The sequence below is a fragment of the Kribbella sp. ALI-6-A genome (assembly GCF_001984195.1).
Classification (GTDB): domain Bacteria; phylum Actinomycetota; class Actinomycetes; order Propionibacteriales; family Kribbellaceae; genus Kribbella.
The window spans coordinates 1,265,395-1,286,298 of record NZ_MTQN01000010.1; the positions used below are offsets into that span (position 1 = coordinate 1,265,395).

Below are 20,904 nucleotides of genomic sequence, written 5' to 3' on the forward strand. Positions count from 1 at the left end.
GATACACACACTGCCGTGGGGGGAACATGCTGAAACGAACACTGGCTCTGGCTGTGCTGCTGACCGCACCGGCCGTTGTCGCCGAGCCGGCGCAGGCCGCCGGGACAGCGATCGGCCCGGTGACGCTCGCCTGGGCCGACGCAGATCACACCAAGGTCCGGATCACCTGGACCGAGACAACGCCCGTGGCCAACACCGTCGGCGTCCCGAACGTCCAGCCGCTCGGGACGACGACAGCGGCGCAGCCCAACGAGCTCGTGGTGGAAGGCAGCAGCTTTCCCAGGACCGCGGCCGACGAAAGTCAGCAGATCCAGGTTGCCGGTTCGGACGGCACCGAGGCACTCTCGGCCCCCTTCGACAGCTACGTCAGCCCGTCGAGCTCGTTCAGTCTGTCGTTCGCGGCGCACAACCAGCTCCGCTGGACGCTGCCGGCCGACAACGCCGTCGACGGTACGCCGGACGACCCGCTCGACCTTCCCGACCAGTACAGCTACCACGTCGACCAAGGCTTCGACCCAAATCCCTTCCAGTGGTTCGACGGAATGTGCACCGTGACGACGACCGTGAGCTCCACCCGGACCGGCGTCGTGCCGAATCCCGGACGCCCGTTCACCCTGAGAGTGGCAGCGCAGAACGAGTGGGGCCAAGGTGCCGTCGCGCCCCGGAAGGTGAGCATGGTCCCCGACATCCAGGTCACGGCTCCCGGCGCCACGCCGTACGGCGGCACCACCACACTGACCGGGCACGTGGACCAGAGCGCGTTGCTGATCACCGGCAAGCCACCGTTGTGCGACGAGCGCCGCTCGCCGCTCGCGCAGACGACGCTGATCGTGCACCAGCGCACCTCGCCCCAAGCACCCTGGACGGTCGTCGGCACCACCCGAACCGGCGATGACGGCAACTACCGGGCGATCTTCCGCAACCCCGGCCCCCGCGAGTACCGCGTGGTCGTCGCCAGTCACATCGACCCCGCCGGGATCCCGATGTTCGGTGCCGACAGCCAGACGCGCTCCGTCGGTTCCGTCACCCGGGTCGTCTCGGCGAAGTTCATCCAGCCTGTGGTGAACCTCGGCACGCAGCCGCAGGCCTATCTGTGGGTCGACCCGGCCGGATCGCAGAAGGCGGCGTTGCAGTTCAAGAACGCTTCCGGTGCTTGGCAGGGCGTTGCGTACAAGACCCTGTACGCCGGCCGCGGCATCCTCGCATTCCCCTGGAACAGGCGCGGCACGACCCAGTTCCGCTGGTGGGTCCCGGCCATCGGGGCGATCCGTCCGACGTACAGCGGGGTCTTCTCGCTCACGGTTCGCTGATCGGGGACCCAGATGCTGAAACGAACTCTCGTCCTCGGCCTGATCCTCACGCTGCAGGCCGTTCCCGCTCCGGCCGCTCCGGCCGCCGGGACCGCGATCGGTCCGGTGACAATCGCCTGGGCCGACGCGAATCACACCACGGTCCGGATCACCTGGACCGAGACAACGCCCGTGGCCAACACCGTGACGGTCGGCATCCAGCCGCTCGGGACGACGACCGCGGCGCAGCCCAACCAGCTCGTGGTGGATGCCACCAGCTTTCCGAGGACCGGAGCCGGCGGTAGTCAGCAGGTCCTGGTCGCCGGTTCGGACGGCACCGAGGCGCGGTCGGTCGCCTTCGACAGTTACGTCTACAGCCCCGAGGCCCTGGAGCTGTCGTCCCCGTCGTACGACCGGGTGCGTTGGACAGTTCCCGAGGACGACAGCGTCGACGGCACGCCCGGCGACCCGCTGGACCTGCCGGTCCGCTACCGCTACGAGGTCGACCACAACTTCGATCCGAATCCGGACGAGCCGGGCGACTGGTCCTGCGCCGGGGACACGATCGTCACCGACGTCCCGACCGGCACGGTCGCACGAACGGGCCGCCCGTCCATCATCTGGGTGCGGCCGATGAACGAGTGGGGGACGTCCTCAATCGGCGGCTTTGCGGGGCTGAACGCCGTCACCGGGATCAAACTCGCCGCGCCGAGTGCGACGCCGTACGGCGGAACGACGACGCTCGCCGGGCAGGTGAAGTGGAGGTCGCTGATCATCAGCGGTCAGCCGCCGACCTGCAACGAGTGGGAGCACAACGCGAGGGCGACGACTGTCGTCGTGCACCAGCGGACGTCCGCGACCGCCCCCTGGAGCGTGGTCGGTACCACCCGGACCGACGAACAGGGCAACTACCGTGCCGCCTTCCGAAACCCGGGCCACCGCCAGTACCGCGTGGTCGTCGCCAACGAGGTGCCGGCCACCCTCGAGGCCCGCTTCGGTGCCGACAGCGCGACGGTCGGCGTCCGGGCAGTCACCCGGGTCGTCTCGGCGAAGTTCATCCAGCCTGTGGTGAACCTCGGCACGCAGCCGCAGGCCTACCTGTGGGTCGATCCGGCCGGGACGCAACGGGCGGCTCTGCAGTTCAAGAACGCTTCAGGCGCCTGGCAGGGCGTTATCTACAAGACCCTGTACGCCGGCCGCGGCCTCATCGCCTTCCCGTGGAACAAGCGCGGCACGACCCAGTTCCGCTGGTGGGTGCCGGCCACGCCTACCGCCGACGCGACCTACAGCGGGATCTTCTCTCTCACCGTCCGATGACCAGGCGACCTGGGGAACACGCATGCTGAAACGAACTCTGGCTCTGACTCTGCTTTTGACCAGCCAAGCTCTTCCCGCACCCGCCGCACCCACGGCGATCGGACCGGTGACCATCGCCTGGGCCGACGCGACCCACAAGCTGATCAAGATCACCTGGACCGAGACCACACCGACCGCGAACACCCTGGCGCTGGAGTCCGACGCCGAGGAGATCCCCGAGTTCCAGTTCGGTACGACGACCGCCGCGCAGCCGAACGAGTACCTGGTCGAGGCGACCCGGTTCTCGCACATGGTCGACCCGGCTGGCCGGAGCCGGTTCGTTGTCGCCGGCGGCGGGACGCAGGCACGGTCGGCCGATTTCGACCAGTACCTGTACGACGAACGCGATCTCCGGCTCGCCTTCGCCGGTGACAAGCTGCGCTGGACGCTGCCGGCCGACAACTCCGTCGACGGCACACCGGGAGATCCGCTCGACCTGCCGAAGGCCTACACCTACACGGCGGTCCAGCGGGTGGACGCAGACCCGGTCGGCACCTACGAGTGCCGTGACCTGTCCTTCGTCAGCGCCGTACCGACCGGTGAGCTGCCGAACCGTGGTCAGGCCTACGACCTGACCGTGAAGGTCGCCAACGAGTGGGGCCAGCGCGCGAATCTGTGGGCGACGGTCGGGTCCACCAAAAACGTCACCACGTACGGCCCGGGCAGTTCGCCGTACGGCGGGACGACGACGCTGACCGGGCACGTGAACGGCACCTCGATGTTCCAGCAGGGCAGCCCGCCGGTGTGCGAGGAGTTCCACGGGCCGACCTCGAACCAGGCCGTCGTGGTGCAGCAGCGGACGTCGCTGGACGCACCGTGGACAGTTGTCGGTACGACGCGGACCAACGACCAGGGCAACTACACCGCGGTCTTCAGGAACCCCGGCCACCGCGAGTACCGGGTGGTCCGGCCGAACGTCGTCAACGGCACCGCGGCGGCGTACGGCAAGGAGGGCTATCCGGTGAGCGTCCGCGCGACGACTCGGGTGGTGTCCGCGAAGTTCATCCAGCCGACGGTCACCCTGGGCACGCAACCGCAGGCCTACCTCTGGGTCGACCCGGCGGGCCCCCAGAAGGCCGCGCTGCAGTTCAAGAACGCTGCGGGTGCTTGGCAGGGCGTCGCCTACAAGACCCTGTACGCAGGCCGGGGCATCCTCACCTTCCCGTGGAACAAGCGCGGCACGACCCAGTTCCGCTGGTGGGTACCGGCGTCCCCTTCGGCCGACGCGACCTACAGCGGGGTCTTCACGTTGACCGTTCGCTGATCGCGCAACCTTCTTCCCGCCGTCGGCATCAGGACAGGTACACACGAAAGGAAGCGGATGCTGAAGAGATCGATCGCGCTCGCCGGAGCGGCGGTGCTGGCGGGCGTGCTGGGTACGGGGACGGCTTCGGCCGGTGCGACTCGGGCTGCCGGCGTGACGGACGTTCAGGTCGCCTGGGTCGACGCCGAGCACACCAACCTCAAGATCACCTGGACGGAGACCGCGCCGGCGGCGAACACGCTGGTCCTGACCGGTCCCGCGGGCGGTGGGCTGGAGTTCGGGACCACCACGGCCGGACAGCCCAACGAGTACGTGATCGACTCGGCGAGCCTGGGCAACAGCAGCGATCCGGCCGAGAAGAACTGGATCGAGGTCTCGGACGGTTCCGGTACGCCGGGCCGATCGCCTGACTTCGACCGGTTCAACTACGCCGGCCGAACGGCGACCCTCGCGTTCACCGCCGAAGGCAGCCTGCAGTGGACCTTGCCGGCCGACACCTCCACCGACGGAACGCCGGACGACCCGCTCGACTTCGCCAAGACCTACACCTACGCGCCGCAGCAGCGGATCGACACCGTCGCCGGCAGCAGCGGCGAGTGCGAGGAAGTCAACCTCCCGCAGACCGGTTCGCCGACCGGCACGGTGCCGAGCCGGGGCACGCCGTACAACCTGTTCGTCAACGTCGACAACGAGTGGGGCGCCGCACAGGGCCCGTATGTCACCGTCACGACGACCAAGAGCATCACGATGACCGCGCCGGCCGCGACCACGTACGGCACCGCCACCACGCTGACCGGCGTCCTGTCCGGCGCGTCCCTGTACGAGTCGGGCCACCCGCCGGCCTGCGAGGAGACCACCGGCCCGGTCGCGAACCAGCCGGTGGTCATCCAGCAGCGCACGTCGCCGACCGCGGCCTGGACCACCGTCGGGACCACCAAAACCGATGCCCAGGGCAAGTACACGGCGGTGCTGACGAACCCGGGGCACCGCGAGTACCGCGTCGTCAGGGCGAACCAGGTCGCCGCCGGCAGCGCGGCGTACGGCGGCACGGGCGGTAGCGCGAGCGTCCGCGCGATCACCCGCGTCGTGTCGGCGAAGTTCATCACCCCGACGATCACCCTCGGCACCCAGCCGCAGGCCTACCTCTGGGTCGACCCGGCGGGCACTCAGCAAGCCGCCCTCCAGTTCAAGAACGCCAGCGGCGTCTGGCAGGGCCTGTCGTACAAGACCCTGTCGGCCGGCCGAGGCCTGCTCACCTTCCCGTGGAACCGGCGCGGCACTACGCAGTTCCGCTGGTGGATCCCGGCGACGGCGACCGCCGACGCCACCTACAGCGGAGTCTTCACCCTGACCGTCCGCTGACCCCCGAAGCGTTGCAGGCGGTGCCGTTCGACCCCGGCGCCGCCTGCAACTTCGTCCGGGGAGCAACGTGCCGTCCGGCCGAAATTCGTCGCAACCTTTCCGCCGCCCGCCGCATCAAGCCCACGTAGCCAACGACCTGGGGACTTGAATGCTGCAAGCTCTTCTCGCGACCACACTCGGCCTGGCGCTCGCCGGCCAGCTCTGCCCGCGACGGCCGGGCGATGGAGAAGCGACTGGCCTTCTGGCCGCCATCCGGGTCCTGCGGCATCTCCGACCAGCCGTTGTCGAACACCCGCCTGGAAGCGCGGAACCCGCCACCGGCTGGTGGATCCCCGGCAGCACCGCCGCTCCGAGGATCGACCCCGTCCACAGCCCCGTTTTCACTCTCACAGTTCGGTAGGTACCCCTGATGATGACTTCACTGCTCGCCACAACTCTGCTGTCCGCAGCCCTGACCGCGCCCGCGCCGCCGACCGTGCTCGCCGCCGATGTCCAGCTCGCCTGGACGACGGACGGCAAGATCCGGATCAGCTGGAACGAGACCACACCCGCGCCCAACACCGTGGTGCTGGAGCGACCGGGCGGCGAGGACCTGCCGCTCGCCAGCCCCTCGGTCGCCGAGCCGAACACGGTCGTGCTCGAACCGGCGAAGCTGGAGCCGTACGGCCCCACGGTCGACCGAGCGCGGATCGTGGTGTCCGAACCGGGCGGCGACCTCGCCCCCTCGGCCGACTTCGACCGCTACCGGCGCGGCGCGGCCCAGGCGCAGCTCAGTTACCGGCCGAACGGGGACATGGCCTGGTCGGTCCCGCCGGACCCGGTGGTCGACTCGACCCCGAACGATCCGCTCGACGTCACCACGCCCACGACGTACGGGCTGCGGTTGATGACGGGGGAGCAGCCCTGGACCTATGACAAGTGCCGGGTCGAGTACACGGCACGGTCCACCGCGCTCAGCGGCGTGATCACCAAGCAACGGCCGATGGACGTCACCTTCCTGGCCTGGAACGAGTGGGGCGCCGCGCAGCTCGACTGGCGGTGGGCCTTCAGCAGCGTGGTCACGTTGAACGCACCCGCCTCCACGCCGTACGGCGCGACCGCGACCCTCACCGGCAAGATCGCCACCCGCAGGATCTTCGAGAACCCGAAGCCGCCGAACGACGCCCTGCCGATCTGCCTCGAGGAGGACGCGGGGGCCCGGGCGAACACCACGGTCGTCCTGCAGGCGCGCGACTCGGCCACCGGCGGATGGTACGTCGTCGGTTCGGGCAAGACCGATGCCGCCGGCAACTACAACTTCCCGCTCCGGAACTCCGGCGCCCGTGAGTACCGCACCACCGTCGCGGGCACCACCGGCACCACCCCCGTCCAGCCCGCCACGAGCCCGGCCCGGACGGTCCGCGCGAGCACGCGCGTCGTCTCGGCCAAGTTCATCCAGCCGTCCGTCACCGTCGGCACCCGGCCCCAGGCCTACCTGTGGGTGGACCCCGCCGGCACGCAGAAGGCCGCGCTCCAGTTCAAGAACTCGGCCGGCGCCTGGCAGGGTCTCACCTACAAGACCCTGTACGCCGGCCGAGGCCTGGTCGCCTTCGCGTGGAACACCCGCGGCACCTTCCAGTTCCGCTGGTGGGTCCCCGGCAGCACCACGTCGACCCGCCTGCCCGTCGACGCTGTCTACTCCGGACCGTTCACTCTCAAGGTCTCCTGACCCGTCCACGTCGGCTGAGCCTCACCGTCCGAGGCTCAGGCGACGTGGCCCGTCCGGGAAGCTCAGCCGTCGTGGCGGAACCAGACGGCGGCCAGCGGCGGAACCGAGATCTCGGCGCTGCTGGCCATGCCGTGCCAGCTGGTGCCGTTGGCCTCGACGCCACCGAGGTTGCCGACGCCGGAGCCGCCGTACACGTGCGCGTCGGTGTTCAGGATCTCTTCCCAGTGGCCGTCGAACGGGAGGCCGAGGCGGTAGCCGTAGTGCGGAACCGCCGAGAAGTTGACCACACAAGCGACCGTCGGCTCACCCTCGGCGCCGAAGCGGACGAAGGAGAAGGTGTTGTTGCCGGCGTCGTTGGCGTCGATCCAGGCGAAGCGCTCGGGAACGTGGTCGTTGGCCCACAGCGACCGCAGCTCCTTGTACGACGTGTTCAGGTCCTTCACCAGCTGGCGCAGCCCCTCGTGGTCGGCGTGCTCGAGCAGCCACCAATCCAGCTCACCCTTCTCCGACCACTCCGACTCCTGGCCGAACTCGCCGCCCATGAACAGCAGCTGCTTGCCCGGATGGGCCCACATCATCGCCAGGTAGGCGCGCAGGTTCGCCAGTTGCTGCCAGCGGTCTCCGGGCATCTTGCGCAGCAGCGAGCCCTTGCCGTGCACGACCTCGTCGTGCGACAGCGGCAGCACGAAGTTCTCGGAGTACGCGTACATCATCGAGAACGTCAGCTCGTGGTGGTGGTACTGCCGGTGGATCGGCTCGTGCTCCAGGTAGCGCAGCGAGTCGTTCATCCAGCCCATGTTCCACTTGAACCCGAAGCCCAGGCCACCCAGGTGCGTCGGCCGGGTGACGCCCGGCCAGGACGTCGACTCCTCGGCGACCGTGATCACGCCGGGCACCCGCTTGTAGAGCGTCGCGTTCATCTCCTGCAGGAACGAGACGGCTTCCAGGTTCTCGCGGCCGCCGTACTGGTTGGGCACCCACTGGCCCTCTTGCCGGGAGTAGTCCAGGTAGAGCATCGAGGCGACCGCGTCGACGCGCAGGCCGTCGATGTGGAACTCCTCGGCCCAGTAGAGCGCGTTCGCGACCAGGAAGTTGCGCACCTGCGGCCGGCCGAAGTCGAACACCAGCGTGCCCCAGTCGGGCTGCTCGCCGCGGCGCGGGTCCGGGTGCTCGTACAGCGGGGTCCCGTCGAAGCGGGCCAGCGCCCAGGCGTCCTTCGGGAAGTGCGCCGGCACCCAGTCGACCAGGACACCGATCCCGGCCTGGTGCAGCGCGTCGACCAGGAAGCGGAAGTCGTCGGGGTCACCGAAACGCGAGGTGGGGGCGAAGTACGACGTGACCTGGTAGCCCCAGGACCCGCCGAACGGGTGCTCCATCACCGGCATGAACTCGACGTGGGTGAAGCCCATCTCGTTGACGTAGGCAACGAGCTCGTCGGCCAGTTCGCGGTAGGTCCGGCCCTTGCGCCAGGACCCGAGGTGCACCTCGTAGACGCTCATCGGCTCGGCGTGGGCCTGCGCCGCCGCGCGGCGCTGCAGCCAGTCGGCGTCCTTCCACTCGTACGTCGACTCGTGCACGACCGACGCGTTCGCCGGGGGAGTCTCGGCCAGGTTCGCCATCGGATCGGCCTTCTGCCGCCAGACGCCGTCGCGTCCGCAGATGTCGAACTTGTAGCGCGTGCCCGGACCGACGCCCGGCACGAACAGTTCCCAGACGCCGCTGGAACCCATCGTGCGCATCGGATGCGCGCGACCGTCCCAGAAGTTGAAGTCGGCGGTCAGCCGGATGCCCTGCGCGTTCGGCGCCCAGACCGCGAACGACGTACCGGTGACGGTGCCGCCCGGGCCGTCGTACCGGCGCACGTGCGCGCCGAGCACGGTCCACAGCTGCTCGTGCCGGCCCTCACCGATCAGGTGCAGGTCCATCTCGCCGAGCGACGGCAGGTAGCGGTACGGGTCGTCGAGCTCGAGCGCCGGACCGTCGGTGTAGGTCACTTCGAGCCGGTAGTCGGGCACCTTGTCGACATCCAGCTCGCCGACCCAGACACCCTCGAACTCGTGCTCCAGCTCGACCCGCTGGTCGTCGAACAGCGCGGTCACCGTGCTCGCGAACGGCCGCAGCACCCGCAACGTCACCGATCCGTCGCCCAGGTGCGGCCCGAGCACCTGATGCGGATCGTGGTAGGTCCCGGACACCAGCCGTTCGAGCACCGACCGCTCCACCTCGACCCGCCCGGTGCCGGTCGTCGTGGATTCGGGCACAACCTGCCCGCTGGTGGTCGGAACAGCCTGGTCGTCAGGCCTGATCACCGGTTCGGTCATCGGCTCCGACAGCGGCGTCCGCACCTCGGCATCGTGCTCGTCGCGCTCGTTCGATCCCATACACCCAATCCTGCCCGATGGACTCTTCGATTCCCGCATCCCGTACCCGTCCGTCGGGGACGTACACAAGACTTGGCTAGACGTGCGGCTCGGCCAGCACGTGGTTGCGAACGGTTTCCAGCATCCGGAACCGGCGTCCGCCGACGGCCTCGACGGTGAGCAGACCGCGGTCCGCGAGCTCGGTCAGCGCCGGCGCGACGTCGCGCGGATCGACCGCGACCTGCTCGGCCGCCTCCAGCGTGAACCCGTCGGCGAAATCGGCGACCCGGCGCAGGACGGCGCGGTCGGCGTCGTTCAGCAGTTCGTGCGACCAGTCGAGTACGGCGGTCACACCTGCCACGGCGGTCGGCGCGGCGGCGAGCCGTTCGGCGATGTGCGGAACGGAGACCGTGCGGGTGAGGCCGGCGGCCAGTTCGATGCCGAGCGGCAGGCGGTCGACCGCCGTACAGATCGTTGCGACCAGTTCCGGATCGGCGCCCTGGGCATCGGCAGCACATCGCTCGGTGAACAGCTGGACGGCGGCGATCGCGTCGAGCGGCTCCATCACCTGCGGCTGCTCCGCGGCCAGCTCCAGCGGTTGTTGAGAGGTGACCAGAACGGTGAGTTTGGGCGCGCGCCGGAGCAGCTCCGCAACTAGCTGAGCGACCGCCCCGGCCACGTGGTCGGCGTTGTCGAGCACCAACAGCTCGCTGCCGAGGCCGGCCACGTCGAGGTTGTTGCTGTCGGCATTCTCTCCGGCGACCGCCGCTGGTACGGCGTCCGCATGGCGCAGCGGGGCGAGCTGGACCACCCGGACCGGCCGGCCCGCGGACGCCACGACGCGTGTCGCCTCGAGCGCGAGCCGCGACTTCCCGCTGCCCGGTCCGCCCGTGAGAGTCACCAGCCCGGGCAGGTCCAGTCGCCGCACCAGCTCGGCGAGCTCGCGTCCCCGCCCGACGAACGTTGTCATAGGCAACGGAAGACCGGGATCCGCCGGGGGCGCGGCGGGGACGGCCGACTCCGGGAGCAGGAGGCCCGGATCCTGCCGCAACAGGCGGAGCTCCATCGCGGCCGTCTCCGCCGCCGGATCGACACCCAACTCGTCGGCCAGCCGCGAACGCAGCACGGCCAGGCGATTGAGCGCATCTGCCTGGCGTCCGGTCCGGTACAAGGCCAGAGCCAGCAAACACCACAGCCGCTCGTGGACCGGATGTTCGGCGGCCAGCGCCTCCAACTCCCGCCCGGCTTCCGTCGCGCCGCCGAGAGCGAGCTCCGCGTCCAGCCGCTCCACCTGGAGGTCCAGCCGCCAGGCATCAAGCTGCTCGGCTTCGGTCGCGGCGTACGGGATCGTGCGCAGGTCGGCCAGCGAAGCGCCCCGCCACAACGCCGTCGCCTCGCGCCCGAGCGCGCTCACCGTCGCGTGATCGCCCGCCCGCGCCGCGGCGTACAGGGCCTTGGTCAGGGATCGCGCGCTGACCAGGTCCGTCATCCGCGCGGACAGGGCGTACCCGTTGGAGGCCCGCGTCAGAACGTCGGGCGTACCGAGTGCGGCGCGCAGTCGCGAGGCGAGTACGCGCAAACGTTCGGTCGGCCGGGCCAGATCGACATCGCCCCACAGATCGACGGCGAGCCGCTGGTCCGGCACCGGGAGGCCGCCGGCCAACGCGAGGCGCACGAGCAACGCCCGCTCCAACGGCCGGTCGACCGCCACCGCGACGCCGTCCAGCCGCACAGCGAGAGGCCCGAGAACCAGGACCTCCAGCTGCGGCTCGGATGGCATAGCGAGAAGTATGGCAGCGCCCGGGCCACCCCTGCTGGGGTCAGTCGTCGTCGGTGGACGACTCCGTCGTGCTCAGCTGAGCGGCCGCGGCGAGCGGGATCGGCAGCCAGGACGGCCGGTTGCGCGCCTCGTACATCGTCTCGTAGATCACCTTGTCGGCCAGGAACGCGCTGAGCAGCACGCCCTGATCGCGCGGGTCGGTGCCGGCCACCTCGGCGTACCCGTCGCAGAACGCGCGACGGTTCCGGTTCGCCCACTCGGCGGCGCGGTAAGCGATCTGCTGGTCGCCCTGGTGGTCGGCCAGCAGCGACCGGGCCGCGTAGTCGAACGAGCGCAGCATCCCGGCGATGTCCTTGATCGGGGTGTCCAGCGCCCGCCGCTCGACCAGCGACTTGGCCGGCTCGCCCTCGAAGTCGATCAGCTTCCAGCCGTCGATCGTGCGCAGTACCTGACCCAGGTGGAAGTCACCGTGGATCCGCTGCACCGGCACGTCCTGGCCGTGCTCCGCGAGCGCGGTGAAGGCCCGGCTCAGGCCCTCGGCGTACGGGCGCAGCTCGGGGATCGCCGCCGCGGCCTTGTCCAGCCGGCGCTGCATCGCGGCCGCGTGCTGGATCATCTGGTCCGGCGCCCACACGTCCGTGCCGAGCGCCTTGGCCAGCTCCGAGTGCACCTCGGCGGTCGCGGCGCCGAGCCGGTGCGACTCACCGGCGAAGTCACCGCCGACCTCCTCGGCGTGCAGATCGGCTTCGGCGTACAGGTCGCGAACCGAGGTGGTCGCATACGACCAGCCGTCGGTGGAGTTCTTCGCGAACGCCGTCATCATCGCCAGGTCGCCGGAGTCGGTGCCGCCGCCGGCGCGCGGCCAGGAGCCACGCGCCGACCCGAGCACCTCGGGCACCAGTTCGGAACCCGCCTCGGTGAGCGCCGACTCGATCTCGACGCCGGGATTGCTCCCGGGCTCGAGCCGGCGGAACACCTTCAGCAGCGCGGTGTCGCCGAAGACCAGCGACGTGTTGCTCTGCTCGACCGTGAGCACCAGCGACTGCGCGTCGTCCGGGACGACGAGCGTGCGCTCCGGCGCGTGCACCGGGTGGAACTCCAGCCCGGCCAGCTGACGCCCGTGGGTGAGGGCGTCCAGCCAGTACGGCGTGGCTTCCTTGTCGTGCAGGGCGTCGTACACCCAGACCCGGGTGTCGCCCAGGTCCGGCTCGTCCCACTCGCCGACCAGTGCGTGGCCGAGGTTGTCGACCGGCGCGGTGTGGTAGCTGAGCGGCAACTGGTAGACGCGAATGGCGTTCTCCGCCCCGGGCGGACCGGAGCAGTAGACGAACCCGATCCGGACCGCGGGCCAGACGCCCTCGTCCGACAGCCACACCGAGGTGGCCATCGCTTCGACGTCGACGTCGTGTCCTTTCTCACCGAACCAGCGCTGGTGGGTGCAGAAGGACTGGACCTGGTCCAGATGGGAAGTCACGAAGAGCTCTCCTCACGATCGGCCGACTTGTTCACCGGCAGCCGGAACCAGTAGAAGCCGTGCGCGCCCAGGGTCAGCAGGTACGGCAGCTCACCGATGGTCGGGAAGTGCACGCCGCCGAGCAGCTCCACCGGCTCGACGCCCTGCCACTGCCGCAGGTCCAGCTCGATCGGCTGCGGGAACCGCGACAGGTTGTTCACGCACAGGACGACGTCGTCCCCGAACTCCCGGATGTACGAGAGCACGCTCGGGTTCGAGCCGCCCAGATCCGTGAAAGTACCCATGCCAAAACACGGGTGCTGCTTGCGGGTCTGGATCATCCGCCGGGTCCAGTGCAGCAGCGACGAGGCGTTTTCCATCTCGGCCTCGACGTTGACCGCCTGGTACCCGTAGACCGGGTCCATGATCACCGGCAGGCTGAGCTTGCCCGGCGTCGCGGTCGAGAACGACGCGTTGCGGTCCGGGGACCACTGCATCGGGGTCCGGACACCGTCGCGGTCACCGAGCCAGATGTTGTCGCCCATGCCGATCTCGTCGCCGTAGTACAGGATCGGCGAGCCGGGCAGCGACAGCAGCATCGCGGTGAACAGCTCCATCCGGTTCACGTCGTTGTCGAGCAACGGCGCGAGCCGGCGGCGGATGCCGATGTTGGCCTTCATCCGCGGGTCCTGGGCGTACTCGCCCCACATGTAGTCGCGCTCTTCGTCGGTCACCATCTCGAGCGTGAGCTCGTCGTGGTTGCGCAGGAAGATGCCCCACTGACAGGTGTCGGGGATCTGCGGGGTCTGGGCCAGGATCTCCGAGATCGGGAAGCGCGACTCGCGCCGTACCCCCATGAAGATCCGCGGCATCACCGGGAAGTGGAAGGCCATCTGGCACTCGTCGCCACCGGACTCGCGGTCGCCGAAGTACTCGACCACGTCGCCGGGCCACTGGTTGGCCTCGCAGAGCAGGACGCGGTCGGTGTAGTTCGCGTCCACCTCCTTGCGGACCCGCTTCAGGAACTCGTGCGTCCTGGGCAGGTTCTCGCAGTTGGTGCCCTCCTCCTCGAACAGGTACGGCACGGCGTCCAGCCGGAAGCCGTCCACGCCGAGGTCGAGCCAGAACTTCAGCGCCTCGATCATCGCGTCGCCGACGGCCGGGTTCTCGAAGTTCAGGTCGGGCTGGTTGGAGTAGAACCGGTGCCAGAAGTACTGCTGGCGGACCGGGTCCCAGGTCCAGTTCGAGGTCTCGGAGTCGACGAAGATGATCCGGGCGTCGGAGTAGGCCTCGTCGTTGTCGGACCAGACGTAGAAGTCGCCGTACGGGCCGTCGGGATCGGTGCGCGACGCCTGGAACCAGGGGTGCTGGTCCGAGGTGTGGTTCATCACGAAGTCGACGATGATCCGGATGCCGCGCGCGTGCGCGGCCTCCATGAACGCGGCGAAGTCGGCGATCGTGCCGACTTCCGGCATCACGTTGGTGTAGTCGGAGATGTCGTAGCCGCCGTCACGCAGAGGTGAGGGGTAGAACGGCGGTAACCACAGACAGTCCACGCCGAGCCACTCGAGATAGTCGAGCTTCTCGGTCAAGCCTTGCAGGTCGCCGATTCCGTCGGCGTTCGAGTCCTTGAATGACCGCACGAGGACTTCGTAGAAGACGGCCCGCTTGAACCACAGCGGGTCACTCTTCGTCAGTCCGTGGTGCTGCTCCGGCAGCATGTCGGTCACGCTCACCTCCATCGGGTGTATCCCCTCGGTCCAAACCTAGCGGTACTTGCGGCTGCCGCCGCCGGACGATTCCGGCGACGCGCGGGTGGACACCGGGGGCGGGCTCTGCATCCCGTACCCGGTCGTGGGCATCTCAAAAGGAAACAGTGTCCGGAGGGTGTCCGGGGTGCTGTGGATCGGCGCCGTGGGACAGCGGTCCGGACCGGCGTTGGAGTCAGTGTGACGCCGGTTTGCCAGTACAAGCAAATAGGGGCCTGATCCCCCTATTTTCCGTCCGATTCGTTATCCGTACCGCGTTGCTTCCGGCCCGCTCGCGCGTTAGTTCTGGTCACCGCGCGGCGACCGCACGAACCGCCTGGATCGCCGCGCTCTGCGACCTCACTTACCCCGGCCCCGACCACGGTCACGACCACGGCGACCGCCCTCTCGCGGCTGACTCCGGCCTTGGCGGGGTCCTTCTCGAAGTCACGGAACTTCTTCGAGGCACAAGCCCATCAGTCGACCTCGAGCGTCACAACCAGTGGTCCGGTACACCGACCTCCTCGGCCAGCAGGGCGATGGCTTCCTTGAGGTCCTCGATCGCCGCTTCCCGGGTCGGGCCCTGACCGTTGGCGAACGCGTCCGGGGTGAGTGCCGCGGCGGCGCTCCAAACCCCGTCCTCGTCCTGCTCGGCGGTGAAAGGGACAGAGATCTCGCGCTGCACTGGTCCTCCAGGTTCCCGGGGCGTTCCGCCGATGCTAGCGGCGGTGAGGCGTCACGAGCGGGGAGACCGCCGCGGCTTGGGTACGTACTTGGTGAAACCGGCGCGTTCGGCGTCGGACTCGGTGCGGAACCAGACCTCGGGCCGGGTGCGGCCGTAGTACGGCGAGTCCGGAGTGTGGAACAGCATCGACTCGGTGGTGGCCTTGATCGTGAAGCCGTCCGGCGGGCTCTGGTGCTCGACGGCGTCGGCCGACCCCGGGCCGAACTGTCCAGGGACGACGGCGCGGCCGGAGCCGTCGAACAGTGCCGGCGTGGGGGAGTCCTCGGGGTCCATGCGCTGGGAGAAGGAAGGTTGTCGTTCCGGCTCGGGCTTCGCCTCGGCTTCGGCTTCGGCTTCGGCGGCCGGGGCGCCGGCGGTGACCAGCACCTTCTCTTCCACCGGTTCTGCCGCGGGCTCTTCCTCGGCCACCGGGGACTCCCGGCGGCTGAGCAGAAGCCAGGTGATGACGGCGCCGAGCAGGAACGCGAGCAGGAGCCACGGCCAGTTGTCGCGGGCGAGCGTGCTCATCGGTGCAGGCTCCGGTGGACGAGATAGGCGGCGGCGCTGCCGAGCACGAACGAGGCCAGCAGCAGGACCCACAGCTGGGCGTACAGCGAACTCATCGACAACCCCTACGGGACTCGGATCTCGACCCGGCGGTTCGCGATCCGCCCGGCGGAGGTTCTGTTGGACGCGACCGGCTCGGACTCGCCGTACCCGCGGCTGATGATCCGCCCGGCCGGTACGCCGAGCCGGACCAGCTGGGCGGTCACGGCGTCCGCGCGGCGCTGCGACAGCGGCAGGCTCGTCGACGGGTCGCCGAGGTTGTCGGTGTGACCGGCGACCTCGATCCGGGCGGTGGCGCAGCTCTTCAGCAGCGCGGCGACCCGCTCGACCGATCCCCGCGACCGCTCGCTGACGATCGCCGTTCCGGACAGGAAGAGGATTTTGTGCTGACCGGTCAGCTGGGCGAGCCGGCTCTCGAAGGTCTGACACGCCTCGCTCACCGGCGGTTTCACGGCCGTCGGCACGCGCAGCTGGTTCGCGACGACGGCGCCCGGCACAGCTTTCGCCGCCGCCCGCGCCGCGGTCGCCTTGGTCGCCTGGTCGGCGACGTCGCCGGTCAGGGTGATCGTCGTCCCGTCGTACCGGACGGCGACGTCGCCGGTCGCCGCGCGCAGAGCTTGCAGGAGGCCGACCAGGGCGTTGGGATTCGCCAGGCCGGTCGCAGCGTCGACGGTCAGCTGGTCGCCGAAGGTCTCGTTGGTGTCGAGCAACGACTGGATTTCGTCGACCACCTTGTCGCGGGCGGCCTGGTCCTGCAGTGAGGCGGTGACGCTGAGGCCGGTGTCCTCGGTCCACGCGACCGAGAACGGCGCGGCCGTGGGCTGCGGCGGGACGACGGTGGTCGAGGCGCTCGGGGGAGTGGTCGTCGTCGGCGCGGGCGGTTGCGCCGTACCGGCTTCGTCGGCGGTCGCGTTGCTCAGGCCGTCGCCCTTGAACGCGACCAGCAGGGCGGTCAGCACCACGGGCACGACGAGGACGGCAAGCAGCCAGATCCGAGCGGGTCGCCGCGGTGATCCAGGCACGTGTTCCTCCGTCGATACGGTCATTGACCGTGCGCGAGGAGATTACTCGGTGAATCGGTTCGGCTGCACCCCGGACCACGCTCTGATCACGCCTGATGTCCACCGTTGTCCCGCCGCGACCTCGGTGGCGTTGCCGGGTGGTCAGGTGATCGCGTGGACATTTTTATTTCGGTTTCTTCTTTTCTTAACCTGCTGTGCTGAGTAGGGTGCGCACAGTGCCTCTCCCGCCCCCCTGGAGGACCACATGAGGATTCGATCCCTGCCCACCCTCGTCGCCGCGCTCGCACTGCTCGGCACCGGAGTGGTACCGGCCGCCGTCGCGGCCACCCCGTCCGAGGACGCCGCCCAGCCGCTGCCGACCCGCGTCGTCGAGCAGCAGGACGGCACGAACGCGGTCGCCGCCGGCAAACGTGTCGTCGGCTACTTCACCGAGTGGGGTGTCTACGACCGCAACTACCACGTCAAGAACATCAAGACGAGCGGATCGGCCGCGAAGCTGACCAACATCGTCTACGCCTTCGGCAACACCACCGGCGGGCGCTGCGCGATGGGCGACTCCTACGCCGCCTACGACAAGGCGTACGACGCGGCCGGCTCGGTCGACGGCGTCGCCGACACCTGGGACGCCGGCGCGCTGCGCGGCAACTTCAACCAGTTGCGCAAGCTGAAGCGCGAGTTCCCGAACATCAAGGTGGTCTGGTCGTTCGGCGGCTGGACCTGGTCGGGCGGCTTCACCGAGGCCGCCAAGAACCCGGCCGCGTTCGCCGACTCCTGCTACAAGCTGGTCGAGGACCCGCGCTGGGCCGACGTGTTCGACGGCATCGACATCGACTGGGAGTACCCGAACGCCTGCGGTCTGAGCTGCGACACCTCCGGGCCGAACGCGTTCAACAATGTGATCAGCGCGCTGCGCACCCGGTTCGGTTCGTCCGCGCTGGTGACCGCCGCGATCACCGCCGACGGCACCAACGGCGGCAAGATCGACGCCACCGACTACGCGACCGCCGCGCAGAAGCTCGACTGGATCATGCCGATGACCTACGACTACTTCGGCGCCTTCAACGCCCAGGGCCCGACCGCGCCGCACTCGCCGCTCACGTCGTACAGCGGGATCCCGCAGGCCGGCTTCCACAGCGACGCGGCGATCCAGAAGCTGAAGAGCAAAGGCATCCCGGCCTCGAAGATCCTGCTCGGCATCGGCTTCTACGGCCGCGGCTGGACCGGCGTCACCCAGGCCGCCCCGGGCGGTCGCGCGACCGGCGCCGCGCCCGGCAAGTACGAGGCCGGTATCGAGGACTACAAGCTGATCTCCACCCGCTGCCCGTCCACCGGGACCGTCGGCGGTACGGCGTACGCGTTCTGCAACGGCCAGTGGTGGGGCTACGACACCCCCGCGACGATCCGCGGCAAGATGACGTACGCCAACCAGCAGGGTCTCGGCGGCGCGTTCTTCTGGGAGCTGTCCGGCGACACCAGCAGCGGCGCGCTGATCACCGCCGTCAGGACCATCGGCTGATCCGGCAGCCCTTCCCCGCGTCCGGTCCTTCTGCCCCGTCCCGGCAGGAGGTCCGGACGCCTTTTCCTGTGTCCCGTTGCGTCCGAAGAAGGGTGCGCTACAGGCCAATGTTCCTCGGACGCAAGGTTGGCCGGTGTCGGCCAGGGCGCAGATGTGCCACGTCGTCTCGCAGGGTTTCCCTTGACTTCACCCTCGCAGTTGAGCGTACTTGTCCCGGCAGGCGTTTGAGGAGGGGGCTCCATGGAAACCGTGCCGGACTCTTCGTTGATCATCGGCGTCGGCGCAACCAGCGCCGAACGCGTCCAGCTGGCCCGCCTCTTGAGCGGCGCCGACGCCCTGCTCCTGGTCGCCAGCGCCGACCAGGCCCGGGCGTTCCTGGACCTGACCGCCGGTACGTCGACGCCCGTCGTACTGACGCCGGGTGTCCTCCCGCCGGAACCCGCGGTTGAGACTCCTGCCCAGATCGAGGCAGCCGAGGTCGTCGACAACGTGGTAGCCCTCCCCGCCGCCCTACGCCTCGACGAGGACCGCCGCGTCGTCCGCTGGAAGGACCGCGAGGTCCCCCTCACTCGCCTGGAACACGACTTCCTCACCTGCCTGGTGCAAAAACCCGGCCAGGTCTGGACCTACCAACGCCTCCACCACGCCGTCTGGGGCAACGAACATCTCGGCCACGGCTCCCACATCCATTCGGTGGTCAAACGCCTCCGCCAAAAACTCGCCGACCTCGGCGCCACGGTCACCATTCATGCGGTCAGGGGCGTCGGCTTCCACCTGCTACCGGCGGCCTGAACAAGGCTTCGAGCAGAAGAGCAAGACCAAAGAACAAAGACACAGTGGGGTCGTAGGCCCGTCCGCCCCGCCCAAGTCCAGGCACGCTGTGGCTGGGGAAAGCGACAGACGCGCCGCCGGCGGTCCTCCGCCCCATTAGGCTGCCCAACCATGACGACTCTGATGACCTACGCCGGTCCAGTCGCCGACGACGCGCCGACGACTCGCACCGGCGGGGTTCCGTTGGCGCCGGCTGACTTCACCTGGCCGACATGCGCCATGTGCTCCGGCTCGATGCAGTTCCTCGCGCAGGTGCTGACGGGTGAGCACGCCGTAGCGATCTTCATGTGCGCGAACGACCCCGGCCTGTGCGAGGAGTGGGACCCGGCTGCCGGTGGCAATCGGGCGCTCGTGTTCCCTGCGAGCGAGCTTGCGCCTGCCCAGGTCCCAGCGGAGGGCGAGACCCGTCTGCCGGAAGCCTCTGGAATCGATCTGGTGACCGACGACGCCCCGTACGAGACCGCACGCGAGCAGTGGGCGAAGACCAATGGCCGGCCCCGCCGGGAGATCCTCGGTCAGCTGGGCGGTACTCCGTCCTGGTTGCAGGGCGACGAGACGCCGACCTGTGCGTCGTGCACGCAGCCCATGAACCTCGTGGCTCAGTTGGAGCAAGGGCTGAGCCGGACGGAGATGAACTTCGGAGGCGGCAGCGGCTACGCCTTCGCCTGCCTGCCCTGCGCCGAGGCCACATTCCTCTGGCAATCCTGAGGGCGGCCGGTAGCGCCGCTCGGTAGTCGAAGCCGGTTTTCGAGGGGGAAGCAAAGGCCAACGCCTCGATGGTAAGGACGGCTGGGACTGACTGGTCCGAGGCCGCCCCGAATTTGCGGCCGAGACCGCCACTGCCGCGCCGAGTGGCATGACGTCGTCTGTTCCACACCTTGGCATCAAATGGTGCCAAGGTGTGAGGAGCCATCCCGGGCAGTTCCTGGGCAAGACGCCTAGCTGGTCTTGGCGCCTGTCTTCTTTGCGGCACGTCCAGCGATGGTTCGTCGCTTGGTCTTGCCTTCGGTAGCCATGGTCACACCTCTTCGAGAGGCGGAGGCGCCATGATCCGGAGCTTGAGCGCGAGTTCGTGTCGATGCTTGTTTCTTCGACGCCGTCGTCTTGCCGGAGCTCTTGACCTCAACGATCACTGGCTCGTGGCCAGGCTTGAGGCGAACCATGAGATCGCTGTCGTGCTCAGCTTGAGCTGTCGCAATCAACCGCGCCAACGAAGATGCCGGCCCCGTCGTAGCGGACTGCACCAACTGCGACACTCGTTGGTGAGAGACCCCGAGAACCTTGCTCACATCGCGAACTGGAACGCTCGCGCTCGACAGCGCCGATGCGAGCTGTCGGGTGAGATCCGCGACAAGCTCTTCCACTTGCTTCGCGTGCCGTCGCAAGTCCTCAACGAGCGCCTTGGCTTCGAGGAGGTCCTGGCCCGCGACCTCGACTCCGGACACGGACACGGCCACCTGAGACATCGGAACGTCAAGAGTCACTGCGATGTACTCGCGCGCCATTTTCTCGACCTCGTCCAATCGACGAGCCTGAGTGAGCCCATCCAGTTCAGGAATCTCGATCATCCACCAGCGGCCGTCGCGAGTGACTAGCGCGTCGTAGGTCTTCATCTACTTCTCCTTGCAGCTGGTGAGTGCATCGTTCACCTTCCGCACGACGCCGGGCGAGATCGTCTTGTGGCCATCCGGCAGGCTGAAGGTGTGCTGCCCGCAGGGGCAGTCGTAGACACTGTGCGAGCCCTGCGTTCGCCCCCGCGTCCAGCCAGCATCCTTGAAGGCCTTCACGACCTTTCGTGTCGGCAGTTCGCTCACCATCACTTTAGTCTAGTGAGGTAGACACATTCAAGGCAATTCGACTAGACAGTTGTAGCGGTCGATCCGAGCTCGGACGGTTTATCGGCGGCAGATCCGTTCCCTCAGCC

Annotated in this window: 17 protein-coding genes; 8 read left to right on the forward strand and 9 right to left on the reverse strand. The window is 68.8% G+C overall.

Features of this window, described 5'->3' with window-relative positions; all coding sequences use genetic code 11:
* The first annotated feature begins 26 nt into the window (after positions 1–26).
* From BWI15_RS20380 to BWI15_RS20400, 5 genes are all read left to right on the forward strand, one after another.
* Complete coding sequence (locus tag BWI15_RS20380; RefSeq protein ID WP_077015943.1) at positions 27–1,310, forward strand: hypothetical protein; 1,284 nt, start codon at positions 27–29, stop codon at positions 1,308–1,310.
* A gap of 12 nt (positions 1,311–1,322) precedes the next feature.
* Positions 1,323–2,606 (forward strand): hypothetical protein, encoded by a 1,284-nt coding sequence (locus tag BWI15_RS20385; protein WP_077015944.1) that lies wholly within the window; start codon positions 1,323–1,325, stop codon positions 2,604–2,606.
* 22 nt (positions 2,607–2,628) lie between these two features.
* The gene (locus BWI15_RS20390; RefSeq protein ID WP_077015945.1) at positions 2,629–3,909 is read left to right on the forward strand and encodes a hypothetical protein; all 1,281 of its coding nucleotides are present in this window, start codon (positions 2,629–2,631) and stop codon (positions 3,907–3,909) included.
* Positions 3,910–3,966: 57 nt separating this feature from the next.
* On the forward strand, positions 3,967–5,271 hold the full coding sequence (locus BWI15_RS20395; protein WP_077015946.1) for a hypothetical protein: 1,305 nt from the start codon (positions 3,967–3,969) through the stop codon (positions 5,269–5,271).
* A 409-nt stretch (positions 5,272–5,680) separates the two neighbouring features.
* Positions 5,681–6,979, forward strand: a complete 1,299-nt coding sequence (locus BWI15_RS20400) for a hypothetical protein (RefSeq protein ID WP_083750891.1) — start codon at positions 5,681–5,683, stop codon at positions 6,977–6,979.
* A gap of 62 nt (positions 6,980–7,041) precedes the next feature.
* Here the strand turns inward: BWI15_RS20400 and glgB are convergent, their stop codons facing one another.
* From glgB to arfA, 7 genes are all read right to left on the reverse strand, one after another.
* Positions 7,042–9,300, reverse strand: coding sequence for a 1,4-alpha-glucan branching protein GlgB (gene glgB, locus BWI15_RS20405; RefSeq protein ID WP_441327640.1), 2,259 nt, complete (start codon positions 9,298–9,300; stop codon positions 7,042–7,044).
* Between the two features lie 136 nt (positions 9,301–9,436).
* Complete coding sequence (locus tag BWI15_RS20410; RefSeq protein ID WP_077015948.1) at positions 9,437–11,119, reverse strand: AfsR/SARP family transcriptional regulator; 1,683 nt, start codon at positions 11,117–11,119, stop codon at positions 9,437–9,439.
* 40 nt (positions 11,120–11,159) lie between these two features.
* On the reverse strand, positions 11,160–12,593 hold the full coding sequence (locus BWI15_RS20415; protein WP_077015949.1) for a maltokinase N-terminal cap-like domain-containing protein: 1,434 nt from the start codon (positions 12,591–12,593) through the stop codon (positions 11,160–11,162).
* Complete coding sequence (gene treS / locus BWI15_RS20420; RefSeq protein WP_077015950.1) at positions 12,590–14,314, reverse strand: maltose alpha-D-glucosyltransferase; 1,725 nt, start codon at positions 14,312–14,314, stop codon at positions 12,590–12,592. Before treS ends, BWI15_RS20415 begins: the two co-directional genes overlap by 4 nt.
* 499 nt (positions 14,315–14,813) lie before the next feature.
* Positions 14,814–15,005, reverse strand: a complete 192-nt coding sequence (locus tag BWI15_RS20425) for a type II toxin-antitoxin system HicB family antitoxin (RefSeq protein WP_077015951.1) — start codon at positions 15,003–15,005, stop codon at positions 14,814–14,816.
* A gap of 51 nt (positions 15,006–15,056) precedes the next feature.
* Positions 15,057–15,572 carry a sunset domain-containing protein gene (locus tag BWI15_RS20430; RefSeq protein ID WP_077015952.1) on the reverse strand — a complete coding sequence of 172 codons (516 nt, stop codon included), beginning with the start codon at positions 15,570–15,572 and terminating at the stop codon, positions 15,057–15,059.
* A gap of 104 nt (positions 15,573–15,676) precedes the next feature.
* Positions 15,677–16,633, reverse strand: coding sequence for a channel-forming protein ArfA/OmpATb (gene arfA / locus BWI15_RS20435; RefSeq protein WP_077015953.1), 957 nt, complete (start codon positions 16,631–16,633; stop codon positions 15,677–15,679).
* Between the two features lie 244 nt (positions 16,634–16,877).
* Here arfA and BWI15_RS20440 point away from each other — a divergent pair, with 244 nt between their 5' ends.
* The 3 genes from BWI15_RS20440 (at position 16,878) to BWI15_RS20450 (ending at position 19,688) form a co-directional block, all read left to right on the forward strand.
* Entirely contained in the window at positions 16,878–18,149 is a 1,272-nt protein-coding gene (locus tag BWI15_RS20440) for a glycoside hydrolase family 18 protein (RefSeq protein ID WP_077015954.1), read from the forward strand.
* 240 nt (positions 18,150–18,389) lie between these two features.
* The gene (locus tag BWI15_RS20445) at positions 18,390–18,941 is read left to right on the forward strand and encodes a winged helix-turn-helix domain-containing protein (RefSeq protein WP_077015955.1); all 552 of its coding nucleotides are present in this window, start codon (positions 18,390–18,392) and stop codon (positions 18,939–18,941) included.
* A 150-nt stretch (positions 18,942–19,091) separates the two neighbouring features.
* Entirely contained in the window at positions 19,092–19,688 is a 597-nt protein-coding gene (locus tag BWI15_RS20450; RefSeq protein WP_077015956.1) for a hypothetical protein, read from the forward strand.
* Positions 19,689–19,918: 230 nt separating this feature from the next.
* Here the strand turns inward: BWI15_RS20450 and BWI15_RS20455 are convergent, their stop codons facing one another.
* Together BWI15_RS20455 and BWI15_RS20460 are read right to left on the reverse strand one after the other, a co-directional pair.
* Complete coding sequence (locus BWI15_RS20455; RefSeq protein ID WP_077015957.1) at positions 19,919–20,593, reverse strand: type II toxin-antitoxin system HicB family antitoxin; 675 nt, start codon at positions 20,591–20,593, stop codon at positions 19,919–19,921.
* Positions 20,594–20,797 carry a type II toxin-antitoxin system HicA family toxin gene (locus BWI15_RS20460; RefSeq protein ID WP_077015958.1) on the reverse strand — a complete coding sequence of 68 codons (204 nt, stop codon included), beginning with the start codon at positions 20,795–20,797 and terminating at the stop codon, positions 20,594–20,596.
* Between the last annotated feature and the right edge of the window lie 107 nt (positions 20,798–20,904).